Origin of the sequence: Phaeobacter sp. B1627, assembly GCF_006265095.1 — a bacterium.
Classification (GTDB): Bacteria; Pseudomonadota; Alphaproteobacteria; order Rhodobacterales; family Rhodobacteraceae; genus Epibacterium.
Genome location: NZ_VCNK01000022.1, coordinates 50328 through 68224 on the forward strand (window position 1 = coordinate 50328; position 17897 = coordinate 68224).

Sequence of the window (17897 nt, forward strand, 5' to 3'; positions counted from 1 at the left end):
TGCAGAAATGCATATGCAAAAGCCCGCCTCAGCGTGACGGCGGGCTTTTTCTATGCTTGAAATCTGGCTCATGAATACGACGCCTGACATCAGATTCTTACGACTGACACATTCTGATTACGCGCAGGTGCGCCATATAGAAGTCGCGCCGGAACAGATCATCTATTGCGGAACGATCGATATGGCCTTTTCCTCGGTTGAGCCGGGGATTGACCTCTATGCGGTTGCTGCTGCGGATGCATATGTCGGCTTCTTCAAAATCGACCTGAAATATCCCGACACCCAGACGTTCACCCGCGCAGGCGATCTCGGATTGAGGGCCTTCATGATAGACAGGTGGCGCCAGGGAACTGGGCTTGGCAGCGCGACGCTGCGTGCCCTGCCCCGATTTCTGCGCCACAGCTATCCCGACGCAAAGGCGCTGGTTCTGACGGTCAATATCCGCAATCAGATCGCAGTCCGGCGATATCTGGACACCGGTTTCCAACTCACTGGCGACATACATGACGGCGGACATGCGGGACCGCAATATGTTATGCGCCAGAGGATTGCATAGCCTGCGCACCGCCCGGCAGCGAACTGACTGCCCTTCCTCGCCCTGAACGCCGTCACTGATCGCCTTGGTAGTCCCCCCTATTGATTGCGCTGAGCGTCTTGTCACTTCAGCTGGCTGTCCTTGCTGCCGCGCCGGTTGATCCCTCCCCGGGATTGATGTTCTCGGTCCCGGTCCTGCTGGCACTCCAGACAGAGTTTGACGCCGGGGATCGCCTGCCTGCGTGCTTCGGGGATTTCTTCATCGCAATCAGCGCAGTGCGTCCGGCTATCGCCAACCGGTGTCCGCCGGGCTTTCATGCGTGCCAATTCGTCCGAAATCGACGCCTCGATCTGCTCCGACACAGCGCCGTCTTTTGCCCACCCACCGGCCATAGCCAACTCCCGCTCAATACCAAGGCTCGATTCTAGCGCTAGTCTCCCTCCAATCAAGTGGATGGGGAGCGCGAAGCAAAGAGGTATTGCGCCGTGCATTGCACGCCGCCCGGGGGCAGGCCGCGCCTCCGGCGCGGCCTGCCGGGCCCTGCGGGCCCATGCTGGGCTGTTTCACTGCCCTATGGCGACAGGAGTGCTACGGGCGTCGCGTTGAAGTTTCTGGTCAGAGATCCGTGGCACAGTCAAAAATCCGGTCCAGCATCGCCTGGGTCCCGCGCGAGAACTCCAGAGGGCAGGGATAGGGCACAGCCTCGCGAATGCTGCGACCAAAGGCTTCGACCTGTAGCTTGTAGTGATCTGCCGCAGGGAAGCGCTCGATGAGCACCTGCCCCGCCGCGCCCCCCTGCCCCGATTGGTGCAATTCCAGTCGGGCCTCGCCAAAAACACGCGGATTGAACGGTGCTGTCAGGCGCAGAACACCCTGGTCGCCGTGAAACACCATCTCCTGATAGGGCTGCATGCGCGTGCTGACGTAGGCGGTGTACAGAAAACCCGGGAACCGCGCCTGTACATTCGACAACACGTCGACTCCGTTTTCCCACTCGATCTGTGCCGTGACCTCCGTGGGTTCCTGCCCAGTGACGAAACGGCTCGCCCCAATGACATAAACGCCGATGTCGCGCAGAGCACCGCCGCCGGTTTCGGGGCGATTGCGGATATTGTCGACATCCTGCCGGTTGTCGAAAGAGAACTTGCCGGACACATGCCGCAAGCGCCCCAGCGCACCGGTTTCCACCAGTTCCCTCGCCCGCTGCCACTGGGGATGATGCACGATCATATAGGCCTCGGCCGCGAGGACACCTGCGGACTCGCGCGCCGCAATCAACTGATCGAATTCTACTTCGCGCAGGGTTGCGGGTTTCTCGACCAGCACGTTCTTGCCCGCCGCCATCGCCTTCAACGCCCATTCCACGTGCAAGTGATTGGGCAACGGGATGTAGACCACGTCAATCGAAGGGTCCGCCAGCAGCGCGTCGTAGCCATCGTGAACCGTGATGCCGGGTGCGAAGGTCTGAAACGGGGCGGCTTTGTCCGGGCTGGACGTCGCGAGCGCCGCCAGTTCGGCGCCATCGGCGGCGTGAATCGCGGGTCCCATGTGCTCGCGTGCGAATTTGGCTGCGCCCAAAATACCCCAACGGACCGGATTTGCCATGAACTCTCTCCCTCACTCAGCAAATGTGTTTGCGCTGACATTACTCCTGGAGCGCCCTTGGCGCCTAGCCCTGCATCACGTTTTTTCAAAGCGCAATCACGTCCCAGCCGCGCGCGACAGCTTGGCAACCCCCTGATCGCAATACAGATTGCCGCATTAGGAGGCGGACAAAGGGACCGCATGCTGAAGAGCGCGCGCAAAACCTGAGTGAGAAAGTCGGGATTAATACCCGACAACATCAGTCAACTATTTGATTTTGTTCATTTTTTTATTGACGACGCACTACTAGGGCGATATACAGACATCAACTGCAGCAAGCCAGACGATCAGGCCGCAAGCAGCTCGCCATCCAGCAAAGGCCCTCGGGTCCAGCCAGATCGCCAGCAACGCCAGCTCCCTTCTTTCACGATCGCTCAGCCAGCCAATGCAGGTTAGACGCTGCCGCCCGCTACGTGTTTCATACGCCGCCAGCACCGCAGCTCGATCTGTCAGAATTGTGTTGCAGGCTTCCTGCCTGAGACAGTCCCTAGACAATTATGGATTACAAATCTGAATATGTCGGGACCCGGCGCCACTTCAGCCGCCACAGAGATCTCAAATAGACGTTGCCTGAACATCGCGCCTGCGCACCTGGTCTTTACATCGCCCGACCGCCCCCTGACCGAAGCCCCCCCCAGAGCGACAGTCATAGCTGTTCTTCCACCACGTCAAACGCGGCATATCCCGGGCTTGCGGTTGCGCGCATTCGGATCGGCCCATGCACCCCATGCCGCAGAGGATCAGCAACACAAAAAAAGGACCACCGGCTGGTGGTCCTCATACTGTCGGTGCCCGAGGGAGGGAGGCACATTCGACAAGTTCTACAGGGACTTCATCATCCCCTTGTCCGCAGCCAGTTCCCGCATTTTCTTTTGCAGTTTTTCGAACGCGCGCACTTCGATCTGGCGAATGCGCTCGCGGCTGACGTCATACTTCACGCTGAGTTCCTCCAGCGTCTTGGACTGTTCGGCCAGCCGACGCTGGGTCAGAATGTCCTTTTCCCGATCATTCAGGACGCTCATCGACTCGGCCAGCAATTCGCGCCGCGCCTCCAGCTCGTCCCGTGCTTCATAGTCGCCGGCCTGGTCTGCGCTTTCATCTTCAAGCCAGTCCTGCCACTGCATCGTGCTGTCGCCGTCGCTGCCGACCATCGCATTCAACGAGGCATCGCCGCCGGACATGCGGCGATTCATCGAGATCACCTCATCCTCGGTCACACCAAGATCGGTTGCGATTTTTTTCACAGCTTCGGGGCGCAGGTCGCCGTCCTCAAGCGCACCGATCCGGGCCTTCGCCTTGCGCAGGTTGAAAAACAGCTTCTTTTGGGCAGAGGTTGTTCCGAGTTTCACCAGCGACCATGAGCGCAGGATATATTCCTGGATCGAGGCCCGTATCCACCACATGGCGTAGGTTGCCAGGCGAAAACCCTTTTCCGGGTCAAATCGTTTGACGGCCTGCATCAAGCCGACATTGGCCTCTGAGATCACTTCCGCCTGCGGCAGGCCGTAGCCCCTGTATCCCATGGCGATCTTGGCGGCCAAACGCAGATGCGAGGTCACCATCTGATGCGCGGCTTCCGTATCCTGTTCCTCGACCCAACGTTTCGCCAACATGTATTCCTGTTCCGGCTCCAACAGCGGGAACTTGCGGATCTCCTGCAGGTAGCGATTCAGGCCACCCTCCGGGGTCGGGGCGGGCAGGTTTGCATAATTTGCCATAAGATCTGTCCCTTTCAATTATGTCAGGACGTAACAGTGTCCCACGATGGCCACGCCAACAGTCATGATACTTGGCCGGTTACCAAGATTTATACAAAGCCCCGGGCGCTCCCTCTGTGAAATGCGTCACAAAAGGCCGACTTTCTTTGACATCCGACCCTAATGCTCTGATATGTATCATATTTTTGTAGAGGCGCATATCACAAGACTGTCACCTTCTGTCAGTCCCCAATGGCGAATGTCAGGCCCGCTCCATTTTCAGGGGCGCGCGATCCGCAGGGAATCACGCACGCCGCGCGCCCGCAGGGCGCGCGGCGCCGGTCGCTTCGGGCAAGCCCGAAGCGAAAAACCTGCATCTCTACGGGTCAGCCTCTGATCCCTGAGGGCCCGAACCGGCTCATCACAGAGAGACCGGTCGCCGCATAGCGTCCAGCAAGTCCTGCATGTCGCGCGGCAAAGGCGCCTCAAACCGCAGAGTCTCGCCGCTGACAGGGTGCACAAAGCCCAGAACCCTGGCATGAAGCGCCTGTCGGGCGAAGCCATCCACCGCCGCACGACCCTCCGCACTCAGCGACTTTGGCGATAGCTTTCGTTTGCTGCCGTAGGTGGGATCCCCCACCAATCCGTGACCCGCATGGGCCATATGCACACGGATCTGATGGGTACGGCCGGTCTCCAGCCAGCATTCAATCAGGGCGGCAACGCCGTGCGTGCCAAACGCTTCGACGATCCGGGCCCGGGTGACGGCATTGCGGCCACCCTCGAACAATACGGCCTGCCGCTGGCGATCCGTCTTGTGCCGCGCCAGCTGAGTGGTCAGCTTCAGGATATTCCCCGGCTCGAAACTCGCCCCCCGGATACCACGCAACCGCGGATCATTGCCATCGGGCGCCCCGTAACACACTGCCTGATAATACCGTTCGACACTGTGGCGCGCGAACTGCGCCGCAAGACCCTGATGCGCGGCATCGGTTTTCGCGACCACCAGCAGACCCGAGGTTTCTTTGTCGATCCGGTGCACAATGCCCGGCCGCTTGACCCCGCCCACACCTGACAAATCAGCCCCACAATGATGCAGCAACGCGTTGACCAGCGTGCCGAAGGGGCTGCCTGGTGCGGGATGCACCACCATGCCCGCCGGTTTGTTCACCACAATCAGGTCGGCGTCCTCATAGACCACATCAAGCGGAATATCCTCCGGGCCGATATGACTCTCCCCGGCCTCCTCGACCGCAATCACGATCCGGGCCCCCTCCGCCACTCTCGATTTGGCGTCTGTCGATACAGCGCCATCGACCTCGACCCGACCCTCCACGATCAGGCGCGCCAATCTGGTGCGCGACAAGGTGGCTTCCTCTGGCACATCGCGCGCAATCGCTTTATCAAGCCGCTTAGGCGGGTTTTCCGCGATCACAAATTCAATGCGGCGGCTGGCCATGACACTTCCTTCCGAGCCTGAGACACAAGACGAACCGGCGCAGCTGCGTTTCCTGCGGCGCCTCGTGACCACGCTGACCGTGATCATGGTGGGCGGGGTTCTAGTCGTAATCGCATTGCTTGTCATCCGTTTGTCGAGCGACCGCAGCGGCCCAGCCCTACCGGAGCATCTGACCCTGCCAGATGATACAACCGCACGGGCCATTACTTTCGGGCCGGACTGGATCGCGGTGGTGACGACGGACGACCAGATCATGATCCTGGACGCGGCAACTGGCGCCCTGCGTCAAACGCTGCAGGTCCATTGATCAGCCTGGCCACTGTGCCTCAGACATGCGCCTCGGCGCCCTGACTGAAAAGGCCGGTCATATTCTCCGGCCATATTCTCCGGCCATATTCTCAGGACCGCAGCAGGACCTTGCTCGAGTCGATGGCCTGGGCGATCCGTGTATATTGTGACCGACGCAACGTTGATCCCGCGCTCCGCAACAGAACAGTGCGCGCCTCCTCCAGAATGGCTTCAGCCTGCTGGTTGACTGCGTCCTGACGCGCCGCATCCACAGCCACCAGAGGTCGGGCTGTGGCATCTCCGCCCTGCTGGGCGCTGGAGACGTTAATCCGGCCCTTCGCGCGATCACGATTGTCCAACGTCAAGCGCTCCAACTTGGCCGACGTGTCCTGCAGAATTGATCTGACCTCGTCATAATCCGTGCCCTCCGGAATGTCCTCCGACACCGCCGCGAGACGTTCTGACAGACAATCCACACGATAACTCGCATCGCTGAGTTCGCCACAAAACGCCTTTAGCGTGGCGAGGCTTCGCACAATTTCCTTCAGAAAATTCGCCGACCCAAATTGCCCGGCGGGAACCACAACAGTGTAGACAAGCTGCTGCTGCGCCTGTGCTACCTGACCTCCCGCCACCAGAAATGCCGCTCCAATTGCCGCCGCTGTCCGCTTCATACCAAAATCTCCAACTCTCAATGAAAACTCTATTGAACCCAAAACTACCGCAGGACGCCGCTCCTGCGAAGCCCGCAAACGGAAAGCCACAAAGATTCTCCTGTCCAGTGCGGGCCCCGCAATGGTTCTTCCTCCACCCGCGTCATCTCACCAGAGGCGTCGGCGCTGAAAATGATCGAAATACGGACCCTTTTGTGTCTATACTGCTCAACAGGTCCCATGCTCCATGACACATTTTCATAGACGAGTTTACCCATGTCCTTTTTCAAGAATATCAGCCTGATTTCCCTATGCATCACCCTGACACTGCCCGGTTTAGCGTCTCATGCTCAGGGGGCGGCCGTCGCCGAAGCCCGCGCCCGGCTGGTCTGCGGATCAGGGACGGTGGTGTCTGCCACATATTTGCCCGGCGGCCTGCTGCAGGCCACCTGCAGGCAGAATGCGCCCAATTCCACCAGCAATGCGAACACGGCATCCGGCAATGGGTCCGGTCTCGGCACAGGCGGCTTGGGGACAACCGGCGTCGGTGTCGGTGCACTGACGGCCGGGGTCGTACTGACGATCGGCTCCTCCGGGTCAGGCAGCACCACCACCGGAACGTCGCCCTCTTCGGTTGCAGAATAAACACGCGGCGGCAGCCGCTTTGCTCCCCCCGCCCAGCATTCAAATCCGCCTCGAAAGACAGACACGGACCGCCGCGGCGGCTGCTCCGGGCGTATGGGGCGTATGGGACCCGCTGCGTTGCACAAAAAGGCACGGCCCGCGCGCCGACCATCATTCCGCCCCCCTTGCAAGTAATAGCCATTTCATCGTGCCAAGGGGGGGGTATAGTACCATCTCCTGGTCTCTGTCCATAATCGCTAGGGTCCAGACTCATTGATGTTCATAGCCAGAAGACGACAGCGGCAGCCAAGGCGATGTCTGACAGGAAGACCTTCGGGCATCTGTCGTAGCGTGTGGCGATCCGGCGCCAGTCCTTGAGCCTGCCGAACAAGATCCCGATGCGGTTGCGCCGCTTGTATCGGCGCTTGTCGTATTTCACGGTCGTCTTGCGCTACTGTCGTCCCGGGATGCAGGCGCGTATCCCCTTGTCTTTCAGGGCTTCGCGGAACCATTCGGCGTCATAGCCGCGATCCCCAAGCAACCAGTCCACCTTCGGCAGGCTGCTGAGCAGCGCCCGTGTGCCGACGTAATAGGTGACTGGCCCTGCGGTGACTTCCGCTTGGCCTTCCATCTTTTGACTGCTGTCACGTATCACTCATGGCTACATATTGCCCCTTGTAGCATGAGCAGAGTTTCACTGGGTCGATACAAGGTTTTGCATTGTCACAAAATCAGGCATTCGTATGATGCGCAGCATCAATTAAAGTGGGCTCACAGCCGCCATGCGGTGGCGCAGCAGCAATGTTGCAGCGAAATCGCATGCCAGCTCTGCTGCTAGATGGCGGCAGTCAGCCCGAAGTGGTCGTATTATATCAGGAAAGGCTAGACAGAGCGGACGCTCATGAAGTCGCGTTCGATGACTGCAGCAGGTACGGATTTGCCATTGGCTCTTCTGGCTTAAGCGCCGCTTCCGCGCTCATCCGAGTTCCAGTCTTTCGATTATGAATTGGATGGCAAGCTGAAAATGACCTCAGGCGCAATGACCTGACTGATAAGGCCACCGGCGTTCACCGCACTATAGAGCGATCTGGGCGGGCGGGCGGTTCCATCAACGCTGCGGCAAACCCAGCTCCTTGCTTCCATCGACTTCAATGATTGAGACAGCGCCCGATCTGTAATCCTCGGGAAGTGTCGTTTGATGTCCGTGAAATGACGCGGCTTATGGAGCGACGTCAGGACCGGCAATGTCCATGACCGGCGCAACAAGGGCCAATCTTGCTCGGTAGAAACGGTGTGAATTTGATTGGCGATTGCCGCTACAGCCGCCCCCGTCTTCGTTAGTCGAAATTCCGGGCGCAGCGGATGGCCGTAACCGGGGTTTCGTTCAAGCAAACCCAGTTCGATCAAATGATCCAGGCTTTGCGTGAATGCTGTCCTGCCTGCACCGGTCGCAGCCAACAGCGGCGCTTGCCGCCCGGCGACGCCAGAATGCAAGCTCGACAGTATAGGCAGCGACCAAGCCCTTGAAGTGATATTGACAAGCACCCTAATGTCCATAAAGTATAGTTAGTATATTTTATATAATAAGGAAACCCCATGTCACTTATTTCCGTAGATCACACCATCACCATTGCCATGTCGGTTCGCGATCGCCATTCAAGCGCGGAATGGTACGAAAGCATGCTGGGATTTAAGCCGCTTTATCATGCCGATGACGCGGGCTGGTCTGAGCTTCGGACAAACACACCTGGTGTTGTCCTTGGCCTTGGCGAGCACAGCAAGCCATCGCCCGGCAACTGCGTGCCAGTGTTTGGGATCGCTGATCTCGATTCAGCCCGGCAGAAACTGGAACAGGCCAAAGTCAAATTTGACGGCGAGACGGATGTCATCGAAGGCATGGTCAAGACCGCGACGTTTTACGACCCCGACGGAAATGCACTGATGCTTGCGCAGGATTTGACCGGAAGACCTGGATAGCACGTGGATTTCTTTTGGCGGCTGCGGCAGCTCTGCTTCCGACAGGTACGAATGCAGCCCGAAGCGGGCCACCAGCCATTGGCACAAACCCGCGAAAGCTGACCTTGGCCACGCACGTCGCGAACTGGCAAGGAGCGGAGAAGTGTGCATTCGCTGCAACTGCGCGAATGCCTGCGATCGGTTCACCGCTTCACATCAACCAAAGGCACGGACGAAATATACGATGGAGAGAACCGCACCGAATGTAATTACGGCACCTCGAAGGTAGCGCGCACTCACGCGCTTGGCCAAACGACCGCCTGCATAACCTCCGATAGTGCTCCCAACCATCATTGCGATCGCTTGTGGCCATGCGATCAGACCGCCAATCCCAAAGACGAGAATGCTCAAGATCGTGAAGCTCGTTGCCAGCAGATTCTTGATACTGTTGGCGGTATGAAAGTTTGAAAATCCCATGAGTTGAGCAATGGCAAGCAGGATGAACCCAAGCCCTGCGCCGAAGTATCCGCCGTAGATCGACGATAGGAACAGGCCAGTGTAGATAGCCGTGTTCCCTCGGCTTTCGCCCATCGTGTTGAGCAACCAAGTCCGGAGTGTGTTGCCGAAAGCAAACAGACAGGTCGCCAGAAGAATGAGAAAAGGAAGAAGCAACACGAAAAAATCAGGATCGGACACCAAGAGCAGCATCGACCCGATGATTGCGCCAACACCTGACACGATCATTAGCGGCATCAGGGTTTTGCCAACTCCGCGCAGTTCCTCCCGATAGGCGGGAAGGGCCGCTGCGTTTGATGGCAAAAGAGCGAGGTAATTCGTAGCGTTCGCCACGACAGGCGGGAGCCCGACGGCCATAAGTGCGGGAAAGGTGAACAGCGTTGCGCCTCCGGCAATGGCGTTCCAGACCCCGCCAAAGAGGCCGATGCCAACCAGAATAACGGCTTGTGTAGCATCCATTGTCGTTTCTCCAAAGATTGGCCGGACCGTAGGGATGTCATCGCTTTAGAAAAAACGAATAAATACGATGAAATCGATGAATGAAAACGAACGCATGCCCATCGACAGCGATTTGCTACTCACATTCAAGCGCATCGCGGAATGCGGTAACCTCACCCAACCGGAAGACCCCAGATCAAGCCGGCCTCAATGCCGGGGGGAAGGTCACGGGGAGCTCTTCTACACCTTACGGGAAGCGCACATCCTGATTGAACAATGGAGGAAAACTACAACATAAAAGGACCGCATCGTGCACTGGGCGACCGCCCACCGGCTTCGGAAACCATCGTCCCGATGGAACCCAGGCCGATCCTGCACTCACGTTCAAACTGGACCACATAGGTGGGGCTGATAACGCTCACCCCCTGGACAGTGCCAAGCAACGCTTGAGCCTGCGCCTAATCCGAGGCCTGAATTTCAGACATACGGGCGGGAAATTCGCCGTCAGACTGCAAACCGCCAAGCTTGTTGCAAAACCCAGAGTCTGGCGATAGCGCACGATGGATGTGAAATCGGGGTTCTCGCCTGCGAGACGGGCCTCCCATGCCGCATCCAGCTTCAGCTCCAATTCAGCCGCACGCGCGTGCGCCGCCACGATGTCGCCAGTTTTGAAAGAAACATAGATCTCCTTGCGGGCCTCAACACCGGCAAAGCGCTTGGGCACCCGCATCCTGAATTGATAACTTCGCCCGACAAGCTTCACCCTTTCCGCCGCCGCACACCCCAAAATCCGGCGCATTATGTAGTGTTTTGCGCGGTGTTTTGCGGGGTAAATCAACAGGCCGCAGTTCTTCAACAACCTAGAGGCTGTAATAAAGGGAAAGGTTCTGCTTTTTTTGGGGGGGGAGTGGTACCACCTCCTGGTCTCGAACCAGGGACCTCTTGATCCACAATCAAGCGCTCTAACCAACTGAGCTAAGGCGGCACTGAAGGGGCATTTATAGCACAGAATTTCCGAGTGCAAGAGCCGATACGACAAGTTTTTCACCCATCTGGAAAATTCCCCTTTTAACCCTTAAGAAATCGCCGCCCACTCGACGGAACAAACGCCACGCCCGGCGCGCTCCGGCATTGCATTGCCTGGTGATTCCCCCTCCGAGCCCGACGATCACCGCCACAGTTCCCTCTCCGGCAAACCCGCTGCCGGCGCCGCCCCGGTCGAACATCTTGCTTTTTAGACAACTGCGGTCTAGCAGAGTTGCTCACCACACTGCTGTGCGAAGGAGCATGTCCATGGGGATCAACACCGAACGTGATGTCGAAGCGAATATGCAGATCGGCCCGACCGATGTGGGCATGGTCCGCATTTTTATCGAAGCCGACGGAGTCGAGATTCCAATGGACTTCGAACCAGAAGAAGCTGATGAAATCGCTGATGAAATTCGTGCCGCAGCACAAGCCGCCCGTGCCGTCAGCTCCTGACGGTCCGACCAATCCACGTTGAGCGAAGCCGGGCCACGTGCCCGGCTTTCTTATGCCTGAAAAAGACCATTTTTTCGCCCTGCCTTCTTTCGCAAAGTTACCGCAATTCCGGCAGGTTAATTGGCTAATGGCCTTGGCCAAGCATGATAATCGGTTGCATTTTACACGATCCGTTTACGCAGGTTATAGCCGTGTTAACCTTCCCCTATAAATCATTAAGGACTGGCAACTCTCTGCTTGGAGCGTGTGTGATGTATCATTTTACTCCCCCCCCGACGGGTCTCATGGTGAATTTACCGAGCGCTATCGCCTCGGCCAACGGCCCGCACGCTGCTGCGCTCTCCCTGTCCGATTCAGATAGCCTGACTGCGAACCAGCTTCAAAACCAGGTCACCCAGGCGCGGCGTGCGCGCGACAAAATAATTGATCAGATCAGCAAACCTCCGGAGCCGGGTTGGAAATCTGCCGTCAACCAGATCTCTGATACCGTTGACCGAATGGAGAAGGTCCTCAGCTTTCTGCAGGCTCACAGGGTCCTATCGGCCTCCCCCGCCGAGCTCCTTGGCCCCGTCCCTGGCTCCGTCCCTGGCTCCGTCGATGTCTACCCCTCAGGACCGGCCTTGCAGCAGTCCGGCGGAACGTCGCAGGCCGGACCTGCAGAAAGCGGAACCTCGCAGGCCGTGCTGCGCGACGCCAAAACTGCGGTCGGGCCACTGTCGGCCCCTGCGATTGCGAATGAGGCCGCCTCGGCAGACACGCTCAGCCCCCCTGCAGGGGGCAGCCCGTCCCGCGTCATATACGTGATGGATGATGGCGTTGTGATCCTTGGCCTGGCCCCGGAGCGTGCAGCCCGCGACGCCTCAGGGTTCCGCGATCCGACAGAGGTTCCGTTGCAATCATCCCGGACAGCAGACCATGCACAAGCAGAGTCAGGAGCTGTGTCAGGGGCACAGCCCCCGGGTGTGGTCGTGAACCTACCGCTGACGGAGGATCAGCAGCGGGCGAGCCAGGATCTTATCGCTCTTGCGCGCAAGGCCTATGCGCAACTGCAACCTCTGCAACCTCGCGAGGCAGAACACTCCGCGGATCTAATCACCACTACACAGGTCGGTATCACGGCTGAACTGGACATGGATCCCGCGTCCAAGCCCTCTGCCGACCGTATTACGCCGGCTGATCCCCTGCCGGCGGCGTCGGCCTCTGCGCCGGGTTCAGAGAATACAACGGCAACCGCGCCACAAAATGATCCGCTGCATGCAACTGCTCAGCCGTTTGCCAATAGCGCGAGTGAAGACGCCGCAGAGGCCACAAGACAGCAGCAGATCATTGCGCTGCAACTGGACGGGCATAACGACATTATTTACATTGTGCCCCCGGCAAAAGCGACAATGGATCTCATCGTCTGATCTGCCCTTCCTGACTGCGTCCTGCCTCATCCAGGGCGCCTAATCCGCGTCTGTTCCGCGCGGCAGGATCAGACGACCTTCGGCCCCAAGCCGGGGATCGCGCAGCTTTTGCAGCCGCCGGGCCGCATCCATTGCGAATTTCTGAATAAGCTTCTTGCGACGCGGAGCAGACATCTTTTGCTCCGGCCCCATCCGGATAACTTCGGCGGAATAGGCATCGGCGAGGATCAGCCCCGTGTCCTGCGGCAACAGGTCGGTCGGAAAATCCATGTCGACGGCCCAAAAGTAGCGATCGCACCACTGCAGGTAGCCCTGCCACTTTGCGTCGCTCTGATAATCCGCGCGGCTGGATTTGCATTCGATCACCCAAAGCTCTCCTTTGGGCCCCAGTGCCATCACATCCACCCGCAAGCCGCGATCAGGCACGAATTCCTCCACCGAAACATAGCCCATGGAGCGCAAATAGCGGCTCACTCCGCGCGCCAGACGCTGACCCGGCTGCGACAGAGAAACGGCGCGCCCTACCTCCCCGGCACTGGCTGTGGCAGGTTCAGGCCCGTCGGCAAAGTCGTCATGATCGATGTCGGAACTGGTCATTTCGCCAAGGTGAACAATTCATGAACAAAAATCAAGCCCTCCCGTCGGCGCGCCCCCTTGTGCAGGAGGCACCGGACCATTAGATGTGAGTGCAGGCGGGTTCTGCCCTTCTCGTGAACGGCAGCATTCCAGTGGCCTTAAGCAATTCCGAGGGAGCTGGCTCTGTGCGGACCCTGGTCCGTTTACCTGGCGCCCACCTGTACATACAGGTCCTCGGGAATCAACGCCACACGGTTGACAGGTGGTTCCCGCCACATCCACGCCCGTCGAGCTCCGCTCGATTTCATCGGTGACGGCTGGTATTTCTCCGATTTGTTGCCAATGCTCTGCCCCGCTATGCCCCCGTGCCTGCGCCGGATTTGTCCCCGATTGAGACACCGAGGGTGAAATCTGAGGGGTGAACTCTGGCGCGGATCATGAGGGCTGCCCCCGAGAGTTCCCGGCCCGTCTAGTTCGAGGCCCGTCGCGGCCCCAAGTACCATTGCTCCGCCAAAAGCTCAGGAACGGCCTGTGGACCGCGCCCCGGAAATATGCGCACGCACGCGAACAGGCTGCAGCTCCGGCCCGACCGACAGACCGCCGCCGGGACGATGATCGCGAGAGGCAATCCCCATCACGGAAATCCCGAACTGCACCCCGCCGAAGACCACCGCATTTGAAATCCATAGCACCGCCGCAGCCAAGACACCGGCATCGGATCCGAGGATCAAACTGCCCAAACGCCCCACATCAAGCGCAAGCAGAGCCCCCACGAAAACCGCACTCAGCACGAGGCCTGCAAGGGCGCTGCGAATATATAGTTTGATCAGGTCAGGCATCTTATCCTCCGCATCTCCATAGCCAATAGATAGGGTGGGGCCATCACCGCGTCCAGCTTCGACCCCGGACTGCGACGATTTTGCCGCGCCAGATGGTCTGTTCCATGCAAAACAGGACATGAGCCAGACCGTTCATCAGAGGAAAGCACAATGAGGGGACAGCGCCATGAGGAGACCCGGGGCGCGCCCGACAGGCACGTCATCTCCAATGGTCGGCCAAATGCAAAACGGCGCCCGTAAGAAGCGCCGTTTTTCTGATCTGCCTGCAGTTCTCTCACCTGTGCTAGGTATTGCGCCTTTCGCTCATAAGGCCGCGCAGGATGGCATAGCACATCACCAGCAACACGACCGTGAAGGGCAAACCCGTGGAGATCACCATCGATTGCAGCGATTGCAGGCCGCCCGCGCTCAGCAACAAGACGATTGCGACGGCGCCTTCAAAGATGCACCAGAACGCACGTTGCGGCACAGGCGCGTCAACCTTGCCGCCTGCGGTGATGGTGTCAATCACCAGCGAGCCGGAATCCGACGAGGTCACGAAGAACACGATCACCAGCACAATCCCGACCAGCGACGTGATCCCCGCCAATGGCATGACGTCGAGCATCTTGAACAGCTTCAACTCCAGCGCCGCATCCTGGGCCACGGTGTAGCCATCGGTGACCACCTGATACATCGCCGTGCCGCCAAAGACGCTCATCCACATCACGCAGACCATCGAGGGGATCAACAGGACGCAAATGATGAATTCCCGCACGGTGCGGCCTCTGCTGACGCGGGCTATGAACATGCCAACAAAGGGCGACCAGGAGATCCACCAGGCCCAGTAGAATGATGTCCACCCCTGGCTGAAGTTCACGTCTTCTCGGCCGACCGGGTTTGACAACGCAGGCAGATATTGGATGTAGGCCACCAGTGAGTCCCAGAACAACGACAACAGGAACAGCGTCGGCCCGACCAGCAGCACGAAAATCAACAAGACGAAGGCCAGCCCCATATTGATCTCCGACAGGACCTTCACGCCGCCGTCAAGGCCACGCAAGACCGACACCAGCGCAATTGCCGTGATCGCTGAGATCAACACCACCTCGGTGGTGGCGCCGACGGGCACCCCGAACAATTCGTTCAGTCCCGCATTTGCCTGCGTCGCGCCGAACCCCAGCGAGGTCGCCAGACCGAACAGCGTCGCGAAAACCGCGAGCGTGTCGATCAGATGGCCCACCCAGCCCCAGACCGCATCCCCGAACACCGGGTAGAATGCCGACCGGATCGTCAGAGGCAAGCCTTTGTTATAGCTGAACAATGCCAGCGCCAGAGCCACCACGGCGTAGATCGCCCAAGGGTGTAGCCCCCAGTGAAAAATCGTTGCGGCCATGCCCAGACGCATTGCTTCCGTCTCGTTGCCGAGGGCCGCACCCAACGGGGCCCAATCCGTGCGCACACCGCCTTCGGTCGCGGTCCCCCCCATGGAGGAGGCAAAGTGGCTCAGAGGTTCCGAGACCCCGTAGAACATCAACCCGATCCCCATCCCGGCGGCGAACAACATCGCAAACCACCCGATGTAGCTGTAATCAGGCGTCGCCTCTGTGCCGCCGAGGCGGACATTGCCCAATGGCGTCACGATCAGCATCAGACAAAAGAGCACAAAGATGTTCGCCGCCCCGATGAAGAACCAGTCAAATCCCTTGGTGACAGAGCTGAAGAGCCAGGCAAACGCAGCCCCTGCCTGCTCCGGCAGGGCGAGCGTGTAGAATACAAACGCCACAATCGCGACGCCGGAGACCAGAAATACCGGATTGTGGATGTCAAAGCCAAAGGGACCGACACTGCCCTCCACATTGTCCTGTCCGATTTCGTATTCAGTGTTGATGACATGCGCAGCGCCGTCCGGGCTGGGAATCCCGTCGGACGTTTCCGTCGTTTGGTCGGTCATCGCTGTCGCCTTTCGTTTGGGAATTTCATTTTGTGGGCTCCTGGTCGCGAACGAGTAGCACAGAGGCCGGACTATGGGCCGCCACATGCGCCCCGTGCCCCGCCCAGATGTAGTCGGAGACATTGGGCATATGGGTTGCCATGACGACCAGATCCGCACCGAGATCCCTGATCGCCTTTTCCAATGCTTTGTTCAAATCCACCGCAGGATCGTGGCTGATGATCGCGTGGCCGCTGGCCGGCACCCCGTGCTGCGCAGCCTGGCTTGCCGCGAAAACCTTCAGCTTTGCGTCATATTCTTCGGGCGTTCGTGCCACGACCCCCGGTGTGGAAGACGCAACCCCGACAAAGCACAAAGCCGCCTTGTGGGTACGGGCCAGATCTGCGGCCACCTGCAGGGTCCTCCCCAACGCGGCCTCATGCGCCAAGTCAACCGGCACGACTATTTTTTGGAACATATCCCCTCCTGTTTCTGCCAGCCCTGTCGGGCTCTTGTTTCCGGGTATCGCTGTCAACTCCAGGGCTGGAGACGACATTTCGTGGTTAACAGGCTGACAGGATTCGCTGCGCAACGCAAACTTATGACCAATTTCCGTGCAATACTGATACGGAGAGGCGGGCGCGGGCCTCCTTCGGTTGCCAGATGCGGACGTCCTTCGGTTGCCGGATGTGGGGCCCGCAAACAAAAAAGGCGCAAGGCCCCTGCCCTGCACCCACTCCTGTTGTCCGACGCCGATTGCCTTTCTTTCTGCACGTCAGAGTACGGCCGTCAGCCAGTTTGCCCCCCACGCGCGCGCCGTGCGGGATCAGAACGCCTCGGGCCGTGCCTCGCGTGCAATATGGTCGAGCACAGCATTCACAAAGCTCGGCTCCTTGCCCTCGGGAAAGAACGCGCGCGCGATGTCGACATATTCGTTGATGACCACCTTTACGGGCGTGTCGCATTCAACAAACTCCGCACCAGCGGCCCGAAACAACGCGCGCAGGGTCGGATCAATACGCGCGATCGGCCATTTCGCCACCAGCGCGCGGTCCGTCATCTGGTCGATCCTCGCCTGATGATTGACCGCTTCGCGGACCAATTGGCGGAACAACTTCGGATCGCCCTCGGCGTATTCATCCTCATCGTAGACCGCACCGAACCGGTGATCTTCGAATTCGACGATGACCTTGTCAAAGGACTGATCGCTCTGTTCCATCTGGAACAAGGCCTGCACCGCGTACAGACGGGCGGCGGAGCGGGCCTGCGTCTTGGTCTTTGCCGGTTTCGCAGCCGGTTTAGAGGCGTCTTTCGAGGTCATGCCGTGGTCAATCCGTTTTCTGATTAAGCGAGCCGATAGGAGTCGGAGGAGGGTTTGAACCCGACTCCCTTGGTCTGGGCGCCCCACTTACGCGCCAGCGCGACCAGATGCAAGGCTGCAGCCGCAGCGCCACCGCCCTTGTTCTGATCATCGGGGTCTGCGCGCACCTCGGCCTGCTTGCGGTTTTCCACCGTCAGAATGCCATTGCCGATGCAAAGCCCCTGCAGGCCCAAAAGCTGGATCGCGCGCGAACTGTCGTTGCAGACGGTGTCGTAATGCGTCGTCTCCCCCCGGATCACGCAGCCCAGCGCCACGTAGCCGTCAAAGTTTGACGATCGGTCAGAAATCCCAATCGCAGTCGGGATTTCCAATGCTCCGGGAACTTCGACCACCTCATAGGTGCCACCCACGGCCTCAATCTCGGCCACGGCGCCTGCAACCATATTGTCGGCAATATCCTTGTAGTAGGGCGAGACCACGATCAACAGCTTTACCGGCTTGTCAAATGTCGGACGGGGCAGAATGTAGTGGGTTTCATGTCCAGCCATGGA

20 protein-coding genes, 1 tRNA gene and 2 pseudogenes are annotated in these 17897 nt (G+C 59.1%); 7 read left to right on the forward strand and 16 right to left on the reverse strand.

The window, feature by feature from the left end; genetic code table 11:
- The first annotated feature begins 127 nt into the window (after window positions 1–127).
- Window positions 128–556, forward strand: a complete 429-nt coding sequence (locus FGE21_RS12825; protein WP_255731568.1) for a GNAT family N-acetyltransferase — start codon at window positions 128–130, stop codon at window positions 554–556.
- A gap of 101 nt (window positions 557–657) precedes the next feature.
- Here the strand turns inward: FGE21_RS12825 and FGE21_RS12830 are convergent, their stop codons facing one another.
- The 4 genes from FGE21_RS12830 to FGE21_RS12845 all read right to left on the reverse strand — a co-directional run bounded on the left by FGE21_RS12830 (window position 658) and on the right by FGE21_RS12845 (window position 5335).
- Entirely contained in the window at window positions 658–927 is a 270-nt protein-coding gene (locus FGE21_RS12830) for a DksA/TraR family C4-type zinc finger protein (RefSeq protein WP_139663703.1), read from the reverse strand.
- 223 nt (window positions 928–1150) lie between these two features.
- Window positions 1151–2140, reverse strand: coding sequence for a Gfo/Idh/MocA family protein (locus tag FGE21_RS12835; protein WP_139663704.1), 990 nt, complete (start codon window positions 2138–2140; stop codon window positions 1151–1153).
- Window positions 2141–3000: 860 nt separating this feature from the next.
- Window positions 3001–3897, reverse strand: a complete 897-nt coding sequence (rpoH, locus tag FGE21_RS12840; protein ID WP_139663705.1) for an RNA polymerase sigma factor RpoH — start codon at window positions 3895–3897, stop codon at window positions 3001–3003.
- A gap of 400 nt (window positions 3898–4297) precedes the next feature.
- Entirely contained in the window at window positions 4298–5335 is a 1038-nt protein-coding gene (locus FGE21_RS12845) for an RluA family pseudouridine synthase (protein ID WP_139663706.1), read from the reverse strand.
- Here FGE21_RS12845 and FGE21_RS12850 point away from each other — a divergent pair.
- Entirely contained in the window at window positions 5334–5642 is a 309-nt protein-coding gene (locus FGE21_RS12850) for a DUF6476 family protein (protein ID WP_139663707.1), read from the forward strand. The genes FGE21_RS12845 and FGE21_RS12850 overlap by 2 nt on opposite strands.
- Window positions 5643–5733: 91 nt before the next feature.
- On the opposite strand, the gene FGE21_RS12855 is transcribed toward FGE21_RS12850, so the two are convergent.
- A complete protein-coding gene (locus FGE21_RS12855) occupies window positions 5734–6297 on the reverse strand; it encodes a hypothetical protein (RefSeq protein WP_139663708.1) in 564 nt (187 codons plus the stop codon).
- A 255-nt stretch (window positions 6298–6552) separates the two neighbouring features.
- Between FGE21_RS12855 and FGE21_RS12860 the strand changes: the two genes are divergently transcribed.
- Window positions 6553–6921, forward strand: coding sequence for a hypothetical protein (locus tag FGE21_RS12860; protein WP_139663709.1), 369 nt, complete (start codon window positions 6553–6555; stop codon window positions 6919–6921).
- Between the two features lie 259 nt (window positions 6922–7180).
- On the opposite strand, the pseudogene FGE21_RS12865 reads toward FGE21_RS12860, so the two are convergent.
- Both FGE21_RS12865 and FGE21_RS12870 read right to left on the reverse strand, forming a co-directional pair.
- Window positions 7181–7513, reverse strand: a pseudogene (locus FGE21_RS12865) (transposase); the annotation flags it as partial.
- Window positions 7514–7899: 386 nt separating this feature from the next.
- Complete coding sequence (locus FGE21_RS12870; RefSeq protein ID WP_139663710.1) at window positions 7900–8457, reverse strand: winged helix-turn-helix transcriptional regulator; 558 nt, start codon at window positions 8455–8457, stop codon at window positions 7900–7902.
- Between the two features lie 39 nt (window positions 8458–8496).
- Between FGE21_RS12870 and FGE21_RS12875 the strand changes: the two genes are divergently transcribed.
- Complete coding sequence (locus FGE21_RS12875) at window positions 8497–8877, forward strand: VOC family protein (RefSeq protein ID WP_139663711.1); 381 nt, start codon at window positions 8497–8499, stop codon at window positions 8875–8877.
- 195 nt (window positions 8878–9072) lie between these two features.
- Here the strand turns inward: FGE21_RS12875 and FGE21_RS12880 are convergent, their stop codons facing one another.
- On the reverse strand, window positions 9073–9831 hold the full coding sequence (locus tag FGE21_RS12880; protein WP_139663712.1) for a sulfite exporter TauE/SafE family protein: 759 nt from the start codon (window positions 9829–9831) through the stop codon (window positions 9073–9075).
- 205 nt (window positions 9832–10036) lie between these two features.
- On the opposite strand from FGE21_RS12880, the pseudogene FGE21_RS12885 reads away from it, so the two are divergent.
- Window positions 10037–10212 (forward strand): annotated as a pseudogene (locus FGE21_RS12885) (integrase core domain-containing protein); the annotation flags it as partial.
- Between the two features lie 16 nt (window positions 10213–10228).
- Here FGE21_RS12885 and FGE21_RS20635 read toward each other — a convergent pair.
- Both FGE21_RS20635 and FGE21_RS12890 read right to left on the reverse strand, forming a co-directional pair.
- Complete coding sequence (locus FGE21_RS20635) at window positions 10229–10609, reverse strand: DUF6538 domain-containing protein (RefSeq protein WP_370285680.1); 381 nt, start codon at window positions 10607–10609, stop codon at window positions 10229–10231.
- Window positions 10610–10718: 109 nt separating this feature from the next.
- Window positions 10719–10795: transfer RNA gene (locus tag FGE21_RS12890), tRNA-His, on the reverse strand.
- Window positions 10796–11103: 308 nt separating this feature from the next.
- Between FGE21_RS12890 and FGE21_RS12895 the strand changes: the two genes are divergently transcribed.
- Entirely contained in the window at window positions 11104–11292 is a 189-nt protein-coding gene (locus FGE21_RS12895) for a DUF6324 family protein (protein ID WP_139663713.1), read from the forward strand.
- A gap of 251 nt (window positions 11293–11543) precedes the next feature.
- A complete protein-coding gene (locus FGE21_RS12900; RefSeq protein ID WP_139663714.1) occupies window positions 11544–12698 on the forward strand; it encodes a chemotaxis protein CheA in 1155 nt (384 codons plus the stop codon).
- A 39-nt stretch (window positions 12699–12737) separates the two neighbouring features.
- Here the strand turns inward: FGE21_RS12900 and FGE21_RS12905 are convergent, their stop codons facing one another.
- From FGE21_RS12905 to FGE21_RS12930, 6 genes are all read right to left on the reverse strand, one after another.
- Window positions 12738–13295 (reverse strand): MmcB family DNA repair protein, encoded by a 558-nt coding sequence (locus FGE21_RS12905; protein ID WP_139663715.1) that lies wholly within the window; start codon window positions 13293–13295, stop codon window positions 12738–12740.
- A 497-nt stretch (window positions 13296–13792) separates the two neighbouring features.
- Window positions 13793–14113, reverse strand: a complete 321-nt coding sequence (locus tag FGE21_RS12910) for a hypothetical protein (protein ID WP_139663716.1) — start codon at window positions 14111–14113, stop codon at window positions 13793–13795.
- Window positions 14114–14396: 283 nt separating this feature from the next.
- The gene (locus FGE21_RS12915; RefSeq protein WP_139663717.1) at window positions 14397–16046 is read right to left on the reverse strand and encodes a BCCT family transporter; all 1650 of its coding nucleotides are present in this window, start codon (window positions 16044–16046) and stop codon (window positions 14397–14399) included.
- A 25-nt stretch (window positions 16047–16071) separates the two neighbouring features.
- A complete protein-coding gene (locus tag FGE21_RS12920) occupies window positions 16072–16503 on the reverse strand; it encodes a universal stress protein (RefSeq protein WP_139663718.1) in 432 nt (143 codons plus the stop codon).
- A gap of 348 nt (window positions 16504–16851) precedes the next feature.
- A complete protein-coding gene (nusB, locus tag FGE21_RS12925) occupies window positions 16852–17346 on the reverse strand; it encodes a transcription antitermination factor NusB (protein ID WP_139663719.1) in 495 nt (164 codons plus the stop codon).
- 23 nt (window positions 17347–17369) lie between these two features.
- Window positions 17370–17894, reverse strand: coding sequence for a 6,7-dimethyl-8-ribityllumazine synthase (locus FGE21_RS12930; RefSeq protein ID WP_139663720.1), 525 nt, complete (start codon window positions 17892–17894; stop codon window positions 17370–17372).
- Window positions 17895–17897 lie beyond the last annotated feature (3 nt).